At 71.1% G+C, this 13,697-nt stretch carries 12 protein-coding genes; 6 read left to right on the top strand and 6 right to left on the bottom strand.

Annotated elements, in window-relative coordinates; genetic code table 11:
• Positions 1-31 precede the first annotated feature (31 nt).
• Positions 32-1,177, bottom strand: a complete 1,146-nt coding sequence (locus K1J60_RS19875; protein WP_220647378.1) for a hypothetical protein — start codon at positions 1,175-1,177, stop codon at positions 32-34.
• Between the two features lie 226 nt (positions 1,178-1,403).
• Here K1J60_RS19875 and K1J60_RS19870 point away from each other — a divergent pair, with 226 nt between their 5' ends.
• The 4 genes from K1J60_RS19870 to K1J60_RS19855 all read left to right on the top strand — a co-directional run bounded on the left by K1J60_RS19870 (position 1,404) and on the right by K1J60_RS19855 (position 5,370).
• Positions 1,404-1,910 (top strand): hypothetical protein, encoded by a 507-nt coding sequence (locus tag K1J60_RS19870; RefSeq protein WP_220647377.1) that lies wholly within the window; start codon positions 1,404-1,406, stop codon positions 1,908-1,910.
• Positions 1,911-2,010: 100 nt separating this feature from the next.
• The gene (locus K1J60_RS19865) at positions 2,011-2,370 is read left to right on the top strand and encodes a hypothetical protein (protein WP_220647376.1); all 360 of its coding nucleotides are present in this window, start codon (positions 2,011-2,013) and stop codon (positions 2,368-2,370) included.
• On the top strand, positions 2,367-3,593 hold the full coding sequence (locus K1J60_RS19860) for a zeta toxin family protein (RefSeq protein ID WP_220647375.1): 1,227 nt from the start codon (positions 2,367-2,369) through the stop codon (positions 3,591-3,593). Before K1J60_RS19865 ends, K1J60_RS19860 begins: the two co-directional genes overlap by 4 nt.
• Positions 3,594-4,212: 619 nt before the next feature.
• On the top strand, positions 4,213-5,370 hold the full coding sequence (locus K1J60_RS19855) for a sugar ABC transporter substrate-binding protein (RefSeq protein WP_259407804.1): 1,158 nt from the start codon (positions 4,213-4,215) through the stop codon (positions 5,368-5,370).
• 33 nt (positions 5,371-5,403) lie between these two features.
• On the opposite strand, the gene K1J60_RS19850 is transcribed toward K1J60_RS19855, so the two are convergent.
• Genes K1J60_RS19850 through K1J60_RS19840 form a run of 3 tightly spaced genes read right to left on the bottom strand, consistent with a single transcriptional unit; the run spans position 5,404 to position 8,755 of the window.
• Positions 5,404-6,273 (bottom strand): transglutaminase family protein, encoded by an 870-nt coding sequence (locus K1J60_RS19850; protein ID WP_220651561.1) that lies wholly within the window; start codon positions 6,271-6,273, stop codon positions 5,404-5,406.
• Positions 6,274-6,278: 5 nt separating this feature from the next.
• The gene (locus K1J60_RS19845) at positions 6,279-7,214 is read right to left on the bottom strand and encodes an alpha-E domain-containing protein (RefSeq protein WP_220647374.1); all 936 of its coding nucleotides are present in this window, start codon (positions 7,212-7,214) and stop codon (positions 6,279-6,281) included.
• Complete coding sequence (locus tag K1J60_RS19840) at positions 7,211-8,755, bottom strand: circularly permuted type 2 ATP-grasp protein (protein WP_220647373.1); 1,545 nt, start codon at positions 8,753-8,755, stop codon at positions 7,211-7,213. The genes K1J60_RS19845 and K1J60_RS19840 overlap by 4 nt, the downstream gene beginning before the upstream one ends.
• 515 nt (positions 8,756-9,270) lie before the next feature.
• Between K1J60_RS19840 and K1J60_RS19835 the strand changes: the two genes are divergently transcribed.
• On the top strand, positions 9,271-10,548 hold the full coding sequence (locus tag K1J60_RS19835) for an RNA-guided endonuclease InsQ/TnpB family protein (RefSeq protein ID WP_220647372.1): 1,278 nt from the start codon (positions 9,271-9,273) through the stop codon (positions 10,546-10,548).
• A 126-nt stretch (positions 10,549-10,674) separates the two neighbouring features.
• Positions 10,675-11,736: a helix-turn-helix transcriptional regulator gene (locus K1J60_RS19830; protein WP_220647371.1), complete on the top strand. Its 1,062-nt coding sequence runs from the start codon at positions 10,675-10,677 to the stop codon at positions 11,734-11,736.
• Here the strand turns inward: K1J60_RS19830 and K1J60_RS19825 are convergent.
• Both K1J60_RS19825 and K1J60_RS19820 read right to left on the bottom strand, forming a co-directional pair.
• Entirely contained in the window at positions 11,693-12,694 is a 1,002-nt protein-coding gene (locus tag K1J60_RS19825; RefSeq protein WP_398683255.1) for a helix-turn-helix transcriptional regulator, read from the bottom strand. The genes K1J60_RS19830 and K1J60_RS19825 overlap by 44 nt on opposite strands.
• Positions 12,691-13,695 (bottom strand): helix-turn-helix transcriptional regulator, encoded by a 1,005-nt coding sequence (locus tag K1J60_RS19820; protein WP_220647370.1) that lies wholly within the window; start codon positions 13,693-13,695, stop codon positions 12,691-12,693. Before K1J60_RS19820 ends, K1J60_RS19825 begins: the two co-directional genes overlap by 4 nt.
• Positions 13,696-13,697: the final 2 nt, after the last annotated feature.

Here is a 13,697-nt window from a genome sequence, read left to right as displayed (position 1 = left end):
TCCCCCGTATTCCTCAGTCATCCGTCCCGAGTCAGAAGCCGTACGTCTCCCTGAGTTCGCGGCCGATGCCCTGGGCGATGAAGTCCGTGAGGTCGTAGGCGGAGAGATGCACGACGCCGCACTGGGCGCCCGGGTGGATCCTCGCCGCGTACTCGTCCAGAAGCTCCGCCAGGATCTCCGCGCGGACGGCGGAGATGGCGACGTCTTCGGGGTTCCCCTTCTCACGGAAGATGCGGCGTTCGTCCGCGTGCGGAGCCCTCGGCTTCCGGCCCAACTCCACACTGCGCACAAACCCCTTGGCCGTGCCCGTGATCGGCCGGGGGTCAGGCCGGCCCTCGGTCCACGCCACCCCCAGCAGCGTGTGCACCCGCGGATCGATCGTCTCGTGCCGTTCCCGCCAGTACAGCCCCGACCGCCCCGCCAGCAGGTTCTGCAGATCGTCGGCCGCGATCGTCGTCGCGGGATTCACCGAGAAGTCCCCGTGATCCCGCATGTCCTTCAGGGACGGCAGGTTCTCCGAAGCACGCCAGGCCGCCCGGGACATGGTCTCGTACCGTGTCTGCAGGTCGTCCACGTCGGACGGCCGGTGGAACACCCGCGCCACGTCGACCGTGCCGACCGGGTGCGGGGTCGGTGTGGGCTTGCCGATGGCCGCCCGAAGCTCGTCGGCCGCTTCGTGCAGCAGACGGCTCAACTCGGCCGTGTCCGCGCCGATGGTCACGGCGGGACGTCCCGCCGCCAGCCGGTGGACCAACTCGTCGAGCGGGCGACACAGCACCATCATGTGCCCCTCGGGGATCACCACGGTCCGGCCCGGCACCATGTAGTCGTCCGGGTAGGGCTCCATCCGCGGCTCGTAGGGGCCGGGATCCTCGATCAGCCGGGCCGTCCACTCGGCGACCGCCTCGGCGAAGGTGATGGGTCGGTCGACAGGACCCGCGGCCCGACGGGAGATCAGATGACGTACGGGATCGGACGGTTCACCGGCCTGCGGCTCGGGTGCCTCGGAGACGCTGAGGGCCGCCTCCAGTTCCCGCCAGGCCGCCCGGCGCTCCTCCGGCCACCCGCCCCCCGGGCTGTCCAGGCGCCACACGCGGGTCTCTTCCACCCACATCATCCGCGCCGCCGCCGAGTACACGAGGTCGTAGGCGTCGGCAAGCTGCATCTGGCCGCTCATCCCGGCTCTCCTTCACGACTGATCAAGTAACTTCACATTCTCACACCGCGCTTCAGCGAAACGGTGAAGGCCAAATCGGTGTGAGCGGGTCCTTCGGTGAGCATGCGGCGAAGGCCGAAGACGGCTGTCTGCACCCGCCGTTCGGCTTCGGGCAGCGCTGAACCATCGGGTGCGGGGCAACGTCTCACCAGGGGAAACGCGTACGTCGCCGGTTGGGGAGGCACTCATGGCCATGGTCGGACTGTTCTGGATCGCCGAGGACGGTGGCGTGTACGTCGGGGCGCAGCCCGAGGGATACGGGCCCGGGGTGCGGCTGACGCGGGACTGGGTGGAGGGGCTGGGCACGGGGCAGAGCGCGGTGTGGGGCTGGTCGGAGATCCGGTCGGCGACCGTGCGGTACGTGCGGATCCGGTCCAGTGCCCGCCTGCTCGCCACCACGGCCGTCGACCTCGTGACCAACGCCGTCGCGGGCGGCGGGGATGCCGCGGCCGCGTTCGAGGTGCACCTGGAGACCGCCGACAGGACCGTCGAGCTCAACGCGCAGTCGGCCGCGGCCCTCGGCGGTTACGTCCAGTCCGAGTACGACCTCTCCGTCGCCCTGCTGGACCGACTCGTGGCGGGCACGGCGGACGTCGAGACCCTCGCACGCTGGGGCCGCGCCCACGCCGCCGAGGGCACCCCGCGACGTGAGCAGCGCGAGGCCCTGCTGCGGGAGTGGGCGACCGAGGCCTGAGCCGCCGGGGGCCGCGCCTCTCCGAGTTCTGGGGAACCCCGTTCCCCTCGTCCGCCGTCCCCCACAATGACCACTGGACACCGGGACACCGGAGGGACACATGACCGCACGGGACACCCCACAGGGCGCTCCACGGGACACCGCACGCGGCACCGCACGGAACAGCGGTGTCTCGGTGACCCACGACCTGGAGCCGCACGACTGGTCGAACGAGGAGACCGCGGCGTACGAGGCGGCGATCGAGGCCGTGAACGGCGCGGTCGGCGCCTACAGCGCGACGATCGCGGCGGAGGAGGCCAAGGACGTCCCCGACCCCGCCGTCATCGAGGCCGCGCGCACCGCGCAGGGGCGCCTGGCGCGGGAGCGCGAGGGGCTGCGCTCGGCCGACCGGGAGCAGATCGCCGAGGCCCGCGCGCGCTACGCCCAACTGGCCCGCGAGGTCCTGGCGGACCTCACGTGACCGGCCCGGCCGAGCGCACGACCCCTCCGGGCGATCGGGCGCCCGAGCCGCCCGCACGCGTGATCGACCCCGCCGAGGTGGAACGGCACCGGCTGTCCGACGCCGAGAACCGGCGGATCTTCCGTGAGCGGATCGTCCCCGACCTCCTGGCGGGCCGCGTCGCGCAGGAGACGCCCACCGTGGTGTTCCTGGTCGGCCAGCCCGGCGCGGGCAAGAGCCGGGTCACCGAGATGGTGGCCATCGCCCTGAACCGGCACGGCGGCTTCGCCGACGTCGACAGCGACCTCTACAAGCCGTACCACCCCGCGTACGCCCGGCTGATGGCCGAGGACGACACCCTGATGGCTGCGTACACCCGCGCCGACGGGCGGGCCTGGATGGCCCAGGCCGAGGCGTACGTCCGCGAGCACGGGCTGCACGCGATCATCCAGGAGACCTCGCAGAACGCGGCGGCCGTGGAGGAGAAGATGCGGGCGTACCGGGACTCCGGCGCCCGTGTCGAGGCCCTGTTCATGGGGGTGCCGCAGGCGATGAGCAACCAGGGCATCGTCAACCGGTACTTCGAGCAGCTCGCCGACCGGGGCCAGGGGCGGCTGACCGTGCAGTCCAACGCGGACGAGTCCTACGCCGGCATCCTCGAACTCGCCGACCGCGTGGACCGGGGCACCCTCGCCGACCTCGCGAGCGTCTACCGCCGGGGCGAGAGCAAGCCCCGCTACAGCAACTCCCTCGACGGCACCGGCCACTGGACCGGCCCGCCCGAGCTGCGCCAGGCCCTCGCCACGGAGCGGGACCGCCCCTGGACGGCGGCCGAGAGCGACTCCTTCGTCACCACGCAGCTGCGCCTGCGCGAGAGTGCCCGGGCCCTGGGCCCCGAATGGCCGGACCGACTCACCCGCATCGAGGACCAGGCCCGCCCCCTCCTGACCCCGACCGCCGCCGCCCAGCTGCCACCCGCGACACCCGCGACACCCGCGACACCCACGACACCTACGTCCCCCGCGCCGCCACCGCAGGCACCCCAGGCACCCCAGGCGACAGCGACGCCCTCACCCTCCCCCTCGGCCGCCGCCGCGCGCTCCCGCAGCACCCCACGCTCCGGCGGCCCCGCCACCCCGGGACAGGCCCCGGCCCCCGGACAGGGGCCCCGCCCCGTCCCCGGTCGGGCGGCGTCGCCCCCGCAGGGGCCGACCGGCCCCGACCCCAACCGACGCGGCAGGTAGCGGCCGGCGGTCGGCAGACAACGGCCGGCAGACGGGCGGCCAGCGGCCAGCGGACAACAGACAGCGGCCAGCGGACAACAGACAGCGGCCCGGTCGACCGGCGCGGCAGAAGCGGCAGCCGCCCGCCGACCGGCCTGCTCGACCGGCTCGACCGGCCCGGCCCGCTCGACCGGCCCGGCCGTGAGGTCCGCCACCCTCCTCACCCGTCCCGTCAGCCGGAGGAGCGGGTCGGCCCGGCGCGGCCGGTGGTGATCCCTGTCGCAGTCGGCCGCCGCCGCGCCCAGCCCGACCACACTCGCCCACCGCCTTGACCTGCCCCCTCCACGACGAACCCCGCCCCGACCCCCGCCCCGACCCCCGCACTCCCTACTCCCACAACCCCCGGCAGTACGGTGGACATTGGCGCGCGGCGGCATCCGGCGAGGCGTCGCCGGCCCGTGTCAGGGTGAAGGGCGCGCGGCGACACGGAGGGCCCCTTGCTTTACCCTCTTCACACCGAGACCACACAAGGCTGTTGTCATCTCGTTAAGTGATTGGTCCTTGACGCTGAGGTGATCACCGCGTTGGCTTTCAGCCACCTGGGTCGCAGTGCTGCGCCCACGCCCGGAAGGCCCTTGATGTGAACGCCCGTACCACCAGCACCACCCCCAGCACCCGTATACGTCGTCGCACCACCGCTCTGCGCCGCACCGCCACCGCCCTCGTCGCCTCGGCCGCAGCCGTCTCCCTCGCCTCCTGCGGGGTCTCGGACATCGGCGACAGCGCGGAGGCGAGCCCCACGAAGGGCGACGACATCACGGTGGGTGTGCTGTTCCCCGACAAGGACACCAAGCGGTACGAGCAGTTCGACTACCCCAACATCAAGAAGAAGATCGCCGAGCTGACCGACAACAAGGGCGTGACCAAGTACGCCAACGCGGAGAAGGACCCGGAGACCCAGAACAGCCAGTTCGAGCAGATGATCGCGGACAAGGTCGACATCATCATCGTCGACGCCGTGGACTCCAAGGCCGTCGCGCCCGCCGTGCAGAAGGCGGACGACGCGGGCATCCCCGTCATCGCGTACGACCGGCTGGCCGAGGGCCCGATCGACGGCTACGTCTCCTTCGACAACGAGCTCGTCGGGCAGGTACAGGGGCGCTCGCTGGTCGAGGACCTGGGTGACAGCGCCGCCAACAAGATCGTCATGATGAACGGGTCGCCCTCCGACCCGAACGCCGCCATGTTCAAGGACGGCGCGCTCTCCGAGCTCCAGGACAAGGTGACGATCTCCGAGTCGTTCGACACCAAGGACTGGGACCCCAAGGTCGCCAAGGTCAACATGGAGCAGGCGGTCGCCAAGCTCGGTGTCGACAACATCGACGCGGTCTACGCGGCCAACGACGGTATCGCCGGTGCCGTCATCGACGTGCTGAAGACCGCCGGTGTGGCCAAGGTGCCGCCGGTCACCGGGCAGGACGCCGACCTGGACGCGGTGCAGCGGATCCTCGCGGGCGACCAGTACATGACCGTGTACAAGTCCTTCCCGACGCAGGCGAGCGCCGCCGCCGAGATGGCCGTCGCCAAGGTCCAGGGCCGCTCCATCGAGTTCGACGCCCTCGCCAAGGACAGCGTCGACTCCCCGACCACCAAGAACATCCCGGCCCAGCTGGTGCCCCCGGTCGCCCTCACCAAGAACAACATCGAGGACACGGTCATCGCCGACGACATCTACACCGTCAAGCAGATCTGCACCGCCGAGTTCAAGTCCGACTGCGACGCGGCCAACCTGAAGTAGCCCAGCAGCAGCGCGGTCAGCCGGAGGTAGCCCTCAAGCCACCCGAGTGAACTCGATCGTCACCTCCGGGGGACCTCCGGCCACCCCTCGGTAGATGCCCTTGTGGGGCGTCACGTCGTCGTAGTCGCGGCCCCGGCCGACGACCACGTGGGACTCGTCGGCGGGGACGCGGTTGGTGGGGTCGTAGCCGGTCCAGTCGCCCGCCCAGTACTCGATCCAGGCGTGGCTCTGGCCGGCGACGGGGCGGTGGAGTTCGGCGTCGCGCTCCGGGTGGAGGTAGCCGGAGACATAGCGGGTGGGCAGGCCGAGGCCGCGGAGCATGCCGAGGGTGAGGTGGGCGATGTCCTGGCAGACGCCCGCCCCCTGCTCCCACGCCTCGAACGCGCTGGTGTGCACACCGGTCGCGCCCGGCACATACGCGACGTGGTCGGCGACCAGGGCCGAGACCGCGATCGCCGTCTCGTGCGCGGAGAGGCCGTCCGACGCCTCCCGGGCCCGGTCCAGCAGGCCCTGCGGGAGCGTCGTACGGCCCGTCGCCGTCAGGTACTCCAGGAGGCGGGAGTCCGCGGCCGCCCGGCGGATCTCCGCCCGGTCCGGCGCGTCCGGGAGCGCCTCGGGCGGGGACGTCTCCACCAGGCTCGTCGCGGTGATCGTCAGGTCGGAGTGCGGCTCGATGAGGTCGAAGCCGGTGACCTGGGTGCCCCAGTAGTCCCAGTACGACCACGTGGGCGTGGACGGGTTGACCAGGACCCGGGCGTCCAGGGTGGTCTGGCCCGGCAGCGTCAGCGGCGTCATCCGGACCTCGTTGTGTGAGGAGGCCGCGGGCTGCGCGTACGCGACGCGGGTGGTGTGCCGGATGCGTAGGCGCCGGGTCGCCCGAGGAGCCGTGGCGGGCATGTTCATCGTGCTCACGCGCCTTCCTGGGCCCACTCGACGGGGCCCTGGTACGGGAAGAACTTCTCGGCGACTGCCTCCGCCGAGGCCATGCACGCCTGCTGGAGGTCGCGCAGCAGCGCCGGCAGCCCGGCCTCCAGCGCCTCGGAGTCGAGGTATTCGAGGTGGGTGCGCAGGGCTCCGATCGGACGCCGGGCCGGGTCCTGGCGGGGGCGGCCGAGCGCCGCCAGGCACTCCTCCGCCGTGGTGAGGGCGTGCAGCGCCGAGCGTGGGAAGTTGCGGTCCAGGAGCAGGAACTCGGCCACCTTGGGGCTGTCGCCGAAGCCGCCGTGCACCCGCGCGTACGCCTCGTCGGCGCCGCTCGCGCTCAGCAGGGTCGGCCAGTCCGGCGCGTGCGCCGCGTCCAGCACCCGTACCGACAGCAGCCGCACCGTCATGTCCACCCGCTCCAGGCTGCGGCCCAGCACCACGAAACGCCAGCTGTCGTCGCGGCTCATCGTGGAGTCCGCGAGCCCGAAGAAGAGGGCCGCGCGACGCCGTACCAGCTCCAGATACGCGTACGGGCCGCCCGTGCGCCGCGCGGCCGTGCGCTGGTCGGCGAGCGCGTGCCAGGTGGAGTTCAGGCACTCCCACATCTCCGACGACACCGCCTCGCGGGCGCTGCGGGCGTTCAGCCGCGCCGCCCCGAGCGCGCCCTCGATCGACCCCGTCGAGCGGGCGTCGAAGGCCAGCCGGTCCAGCACCTGCTGCATGTCGCAGTGCTGGTCGGGCGCGTCGACGCCGAGGATCGCGTAGAGCGAGCGGCAGGCCGCGTCCTCGTCGCGCCAGGGGTCTTCGAGGAGGCGGTGGAGGTAGGCGTCGAGGATGCGGCCGGTCGCGTCGGCCCGTTCCACGTACCGCCCCGTCCAGGTCAGGGCCTCGGCTATCCGGGAGAGGATCACGTCGTTCACTGCTGCTGCGCCCCTTCCTGGGCGACCACGCGGGTGCCGTCGGGTCCGAGCTGACGCGGCGCCTTCTGCGGGAGCGGGCCGCCGGTCTCCGCGGGGCGCTGCTCGGCGGGGCCCTCGGCGAGCACCCAGGTGTCCTTGGAGCCGCCGCCCTGGCTGGAGTTGACGATGAGGTTGCCCTCCTGGAGGGCGACGCGGGTGAGTCCGCCGGGCAGGACCCACACCTCGCTGCCGTCGTTGACGGCGAAGGGCCGCAGGTCGATGTGGCGCGGGGCCATCCGTTCACCGGCGAGGGTGGGGGAGGTGGACAGGGCGACCGGCCGCTGCGCGATCCAGCCGCGCGGATCGGCCGCCACGGCCTCCCGGGTGCGCTCCAGCGTCTTCCGGTCGGCCTTCGGCCCGATGACGATGCCCTGCCCGCCGGCCCCGTCGACCGGCTTGATCACCAGCTGGTCGAGCTGGTCGAGGACCGCCTCCAGCTGTCCGGGCTCGTCCGGCCGGAACGACTCCACGTTCGGGAGAATCGGTTCCTCTGAGAGGTAGTAGCGGATGAGGTCCGGGACGTAGGTGTAGAGGAGCTTGTCGTCCGCGATGCCGTTGCCGACCGCGTTCGCCAGCGTCACGTTCCCCGCCATCGCGGCGCCCATGATGCCGGGGCAGCCGATCACCGAGTCGGGCCGGAAGTGGAGGGGATCGAGGAAGTCGTCGTCGAGGCGCCGGTATACGACATGGACCGGCATCTCCCCGCGGGTCGTCCGCATCCACACCCGGTTGCCCCGGCAGACGAGATCGTGTCCCTCCACCAACTGCACGCCCATCAGCCGGGCCAGCAGGGCGTGTTCGAAGTAGGCGGCGTTGCTGGGGCCGGGGGTGAGGACGACGACGCGCGGGTCGCCGATCCCGCCGGGCGCGGCGGCCCGCAGCGCGGCGAGCAGCCGCTGCGCGTACCCGTCCACCGGCACGACGTGCTGCTCGGCGAAGAGGGACGGGAACACCCGGGTCATCGCGCGCCGGTTCTCGATGACGTACGAGACCCCGGACGGCACCCGGACGTTGTCCTCCAGCACCCGGAAGTCGCCCGCCTCGTCCCGTACGAGGTCGATGCCCGCGACATGGATACGGACCCCTCCCGGGGGCTCCACACCGTGCGCGGCCCGGTGGAAATGGGCGGAGTTGAGGAGCAGCCGCCAGGGCACCACGCCGTCCTCGAAGGCCCGGCAGGGCCCGTACGCGTCGGCGAGGTACGCCTCCAGCGCGCGTACGCGCTGGGCCACTCCGCGCTGGATCAGATCCCACTCCAGGGCGTCCAGGATGCGCGGCACCAGATCCAGCGGCCAGGGTCTCTCCTCGCCCGCGAAGGCGTACGTGACGCCCCGGTCGGTGAACGCGCGGGCCATCTGGTCCGCCCTGAACCGCAGTTCGGCCGGCTCGATCGGCTGGAGCGCCGCCAGCACCGGCTCGTAGGCGGCCCTGACCTCACCCGGCCGCTCGAACATCTCGTCCCACGCGTCGGCCAACGCGTACGCGTCAAATATGTCCGCCATGGCCCGACGGTAAGCGCGCTCCGTAACGCCGCGATCACCGGAGCGTTTCCGCCGTCTTGCGGGGACGGCCACGACCTGCGGAAACGGAGGGTTTGAAGTACGGCCGGGTGGGGGATGCGGGGTGCGGCCGCGCGCGGGGAACAGTCACCGGGGTCTCCGTCCGACGACCTGCCGTTCGCGCCGGCGTGCGGGGGCGCGGGCACGCGGGGCGCGGGGGTGCAACGGCCCCGGCGCGGCGCGGGTGTGACGGACCGAGGCGTGCGCGGGGCGCCTCCGTCGTTGACTTCAGCGAGATTCATGCGAGGAAGCCCAGGCGTTTACGCCTGGGAGGAATCGCATCGTGTGGTGGCGACGCGGAGCGTCGCAGTGTCCGGGAGTTCGGGCGCGGAGCGCCCGTAGGGCTGTCTGGCGAAGCCGGGGCACTGTCGAACGTACGGCCGGGCGGGTCGCTGAATGGTGGGACAGGTGTACGGAAGTGGTCTGTTTGTACGGGCGGCTGTGTAGGTTCGGGTGTCATGAAGCTGGTGGTGCAGGTCAAGCTGTTGCCGACGCCCTTACAGGCGGCGGCGCTCGAGGCGACTCTGCATGCCTGCAACGAGGCGGCGTCCTGGGTGTCTGAGGTGGCTTTCGCCAAAAATGTGAAGCGGAACTTCGCGCTGCGCGAGCACACCTACCGCGAGATCAAGCAGCGGTGGGAATTGGGCGCGCAGGCTGCCCAGCACGTCATCAAGAAGACCTGCGACGCCTACCGCACGCTGGCGGCGAATGCGAAGGCCGGGAACCTGGGCAAGCGGTGGTCCAAGCGGTACCTGCGGGCCACCGAGAAGCCGATCACGTTCCGGCCCGAGGGTGCGCAGCCCTTTGACGACCGGATGCTGTCCTGGCAGATCACCGACCGCACCATCTCCATCTGGACATTGTCGGGGAGGGTGAAGCAGGTGGCGTTCACCGCCTCCCCGGAGCAGCTGGCCCGTCTGGCCCTGTACCGCAGGGGCGAGTCCGACCTGCTGTACCGGGACGGCATGTGGTTCCTGAACGCCACCTGCGAGATCCCCGAAGCCGAACCGAACGCGGATCCGGAGGGTTTTCTCGGCATCGACCTGGGCATCGTGAACATCGCCACGACCTCGGACGGTCAGATCATGGCCGGGCGCGAACTCAACCGGGGTCGGCTGCGCGAACGCACCCTGCGCACCAAGCTGCAGAAGAAGAACACCCCGTCCGCCAAACGCCGGCTGAAGAAGCGGCGGCGCAAGGAGTCGCGGCGGGCCAGAGACATCAACCACAAGATCGCGAAGCATGTGGTGGCCGAGGCAGAACGCACCGGTCGCGGAATCGCCCTCGAAAAACTGACGGGCATTCGCGAACGGGTACGGCTTCGAAAGCCCCAACGGGCCACCCACTCCAGCTGGGCCTTCGCTCAGCTGGGGGCGTTCATCGCGTACAAGGCCAAGAAGGCCGGGGTGCCGGTGGTGTACGTCGATCCGGCATACACCTCCCGCACCTGCGCCGAGTGCGGCCACATCGACAAGGCGAACCGCGCCTCACAGGCGTGGTTCGCGTGCCGGTCCTGCGGATTCGTTGATCACGCAGACCGCAACAGCTCCCGCAACATCCGCGCCCGCGCGGAAGAGTTGTGGCGACGCGGGGCGCAGTCAACCGCCTCAGTCCCGCCCCCGACATCCGAGGGCGGGACAGGACGCAAGCGCAGCACCACAACCAGTGGCGCCCGCTCTGCAAGCCCGGGACTTCAGTCCCGGGTCGTTGACCTTGTTGCAGAGCGCACTACCTGAGGGGTGGAGAAAAGCGAACATTACCCCTCCTATAGGGGCATAACCCTGGCGCAGCCGTGTTGCGGAGCCGGTGCGGGCCGCGCATAGTTGCGCTGCGAAGGGCTGGAACCGGGGGTGAATTGGGTGATGGCCGGGCACGCGACCGAGGAGCATCCGCACGGTGCCGACCGGCTCTGCGCGGCCGGGGACCGGGTGTACTCCAGGGCCGTACGGCGGGGCCGTGTCCCGCGCGCGGACGCCGACGCCGTGCCCTGTCTGCTCGAACTCGCCCTGCTGCACCCCGACCCCGACGACATGGGCTGGCTGGTGCCGACCTCCCCGCAGGAGGTCATGACCCGGCTGCTGCGCGGCGTCCACGCCGAGGTGAGCGCCAGTCAGGCACGGATGGGCGCGGCGGTCGACGCCGTCGAGTGGTACGCCGGGCTCGGCAGTTCCCGGGGCCCGCATCCGGCGGAGAGCGCGGCGATCCGGGTGCTCGACGGGCTGTCCCGGATCCGGGCGGCGATCGACGAGGCCACCGACCGCTGTACGACCGAGGTGCTGACCGTGCAGCCCGGCGGCATCCGGCGCGAGGACGAGCTGCGCGAGGGGCTGCACCGGGCGCTGGCGATGTGCCGCCGGGGTGTGCGGATGCGGGACCTGTACACGCATGTGGCCCGGCACGGGCAGGGCCTGCACAACTACATGGAGCTGATGGGGGAGTCGGCGGAGGCCCGCACCCTGGACGAGGTCGTGGAACGCCTCATCGTCTTCGACCGCACGGTCGCCTTCATCCCCGCGAACTCCGACCGCACCATGGCCCTGGAGATCCGCCACCCGGCACTGGTGGAGTACCTGGTCACCGTCTTCGAACGCCTGTGGCGCCTCGGCGTCCCGCTCGCCGCCTCCCTGCCCTCGACCGGCGTCGCGGGCATCACCCACCGGGAACGGTCCATCGCGGCGCTGCTGGCGGAGGGCCACCAGGACGCGGTGGTCGCCGAGCGGCTCGGCATCAGCGTCCGCACCTGCCGGGCCCACATCGCCCGCCTCTCCGAACGCCTGGGCGCGGCCAGTCGCACCCAACTGGGCGTCCGCATCGCCGAGGCAGGCCTGGACGGGCCGCCACGCACCACGTCGGCGGACGACCCCCTCAGGGTGCCCGCCCCTACGACGTCGATTCCCGCTCCAGAATCCCCGACTGCCCTATGAGATAACCGAGTTGCGCCCGGCTCTCACTGCCGAGCTGGGCGGCCAACTTGGCGATGTGGAGGCGGGCGGTACGGACGTTGAGCCCGAGCCTGTCGGCGATGGCCGTGTCGGTGTGCCCCTCCACCAGGAGACGGGCGATGGCGCGTTGGCGTGGGGTGATGCCGTCGATCACGGGGAGTTGGACGGCGTCGGGGTACATGGGCGTCGCAAGGTGCCAGAGGCGGTCGAAGGTGGTGGCGAAGAAGGAGATCAGGGTGGGATGGCGGATCTCCAGGGCCAAGGTGCGCTCGGCGTCGGCGGGGATGAAGGCCACTGTGCGGTCGACGAGGATGAGGCGGTCGGTGACCTGGTCCAGGGTGCGGGCCTCGGCGTCTCCGCGTAGTTGTTCATAGCGGTCGAGGACGAAGGGGGAGTGCCGGAGGGTGTGCGGGTAGAGCGTGCGGATGCGGGCGCCTCGGGCCAGCAGGGCCTGATCGCGGCCGATGGAACTGGCTTGCCCTTCCTGGCCGCGCGTGCCGTGTTGGTGGGTGTGCGGCTGAATGCAGAGCATTTCCTGCTTCGCCTCGGCCATGGCCTCGGTGATGGCGGTGTTGATCTGCTCGACGCCGCTGAGCAGAGTGATCGCCGAAGCGCCGATGTCCGCTGGTGTCCTCGACCGCTCGGCGGCCCGCAGCAACGGCTCGAAGACCGTCGCCAGCCACTCCTCCCGGCGCCGTTCCTCGGCGATCCGTTCCTCGATGCCACGCAGCAGCCGGTGCAGGGCGGTCGCGGGAGATGCTGGCTCCAGCCAGGACGGGTCACCGATCACGGGGTGCAGCAGTCCGGCATCGATCAGACAGGGTGCGGCCTTGGCAGCTTCGTCGCGTATTCGTCCCTCGCGCAGGGCGTGTGCGTACACCTCTGTGCCGGCCTCGCACATGTCGTCCGCCGTGTGGCTCTGGTGTCCTCCCGCGATCACTGCTTCGTATCCTCCTGCTTGAGAATGCCGGACTCAGCGATGCGATAACCGAGTTGCGCCCGGCTCTCACTGCCGAGCTGGGCGGCCAACTTGGCGATGTGGAGGCGGGCGGTGCGCACGTTGAGACCGAGCCGATCGGCGATGGCCGTGTCGGTGTGCCCCTCGACCAGGAGGTGGGCGATGGCGCGTTGGCGCGGGGTGATGCCGTCGATCACGGGCAGCTGGACGGTCTCGGGGTACATGGGAGTGGCCACGGCCCAGAAGCGGTCGAAGACCGTGGCGAGGAAGGAGACCAGGCCGGCGTGGCGGATCTCCAGAGCCTGTGTCCGGTCCTCACTGGCGGGGACGAAGGCCACGGCCCGGTCGACGATCAGAAGGCGCTTAGTGACCTCGTCGAGGGTGCGGACCTGAACGTCGCCCACCAGCCGTTCGAAGTGGGCGATGACTCCGAGGTCGTGGCGGGTGGTGTCCTGGTAGAGCGTGCGGATGCGGCAGCCCCGGGCGAGCATCCGCTGTTCGCGGGGGAGGCCCAGATCGTGCAGACGTGTGGCGGAACGTCTGCCCCCCGGCTGGATGGTGAGCAGTTCTTCCTGGGCTTCGTCCATGGCCAGTCCGATGGCCTCGTTGATCCGGTCGAAGCCGGCGAGGAGGCCAATGCCCGGAACTTCCGCAAGTGATTCGGAACGGCTGTCGAGGGCCAGTAACGGCTCGAACACCTCTGTCAGTCGAGCCTCCTCGTGCCGTCGCCGGGCGATGTCCCGGGCGCTTTCGTGCAAGAGCCGTGGCAGCGCCAGGGTCGGTGCCAGTGGGTGCAGCCAGTGGGGGGCACTGCTGTCCGGACGCAAGAGCCCGAAGTCGAGCAGGCAGGGCGCGTGATCGGAGTCCTCCACCGGGATCCGGCCCTCGCGTAGCGCCCTCGCGTACAGGTCGAACCCTGCCTTGCATAACTGCGCCGGTCCGTGCCCGTGGCCCTCGGCGACTTCCTGTAACCGCTCCCCCATAG

Origin of the sequence: Streptomyces akebiae (assembly GCF_019599145.1) — a bacterium.
GTDB classification, from domain to species: Bacteria; Actinomycetota; Actinomycetes; order Streptomycetales; family Streptomycetaceae; genus Streptomyces; species Streptomyces akebiae.
Note: the sequence above shows the minus strand (reverse complement) of the source record. Positions and strands in the feature narration are given on the sequence as shown.

Coding starts and splice junctions, on each gene's coding strand:
- K1J60_RS19875 (WP_220647378.1), bottom strand. CDS start 1,177: ATGAGCGGCCAGATGCAGCTTGCCGACGCCTACGACCTCGTGTACTCG.
- K1J60_RS19870 (WP_220647377.1), top strand. CDS start 1,404: ATGGCCATGGTCGGACTGTTCTGGATCGCCGAGGACGGTGGCGTGTAC.
- K1J60_RS19840 (WP_220647373.1), bottom strand. CDS start 8,755: ATGGCGGACATATTTGACGCGTACGCGTTGGCCGACGCGTGGGACGAG.
- K1J60_RS19820 (WP_220647370.1), bottom strand. CDS start 13,695: ATGGGGGAGCGGTTACAGGAAGTCGCCGAGGGCCACGGGCACGGACCG.
- K1J60_RS19865 (WP_220647376.1), top strand. CDS start 2,011: ATGACCGCACGGGACACCCCACAGGGCGCTCCACGGGACACCGCACGC.
- K1J60_RS19835 (WP_220647372.1), top strand. CDS start 9,271: ATGAAGCTGGTGGTGCAGGTCAAGCTGTTGCCGACGCCCTTACAGGCG.
- K1J60_RS19830 (WP_220647371.1), top strand. CDS start 10,675: ATGGCCGGGCACGCGACCGAGGAGCATCCGCACGGTGCCGACCGGCTC.
- K1J60_RS19850 (WP_220651561.1), bottom strand. CDS start 6,273: ATGAACATGCCCGCCACGGCTCCTCGGGCGACCCGGCGCCTACGCATC.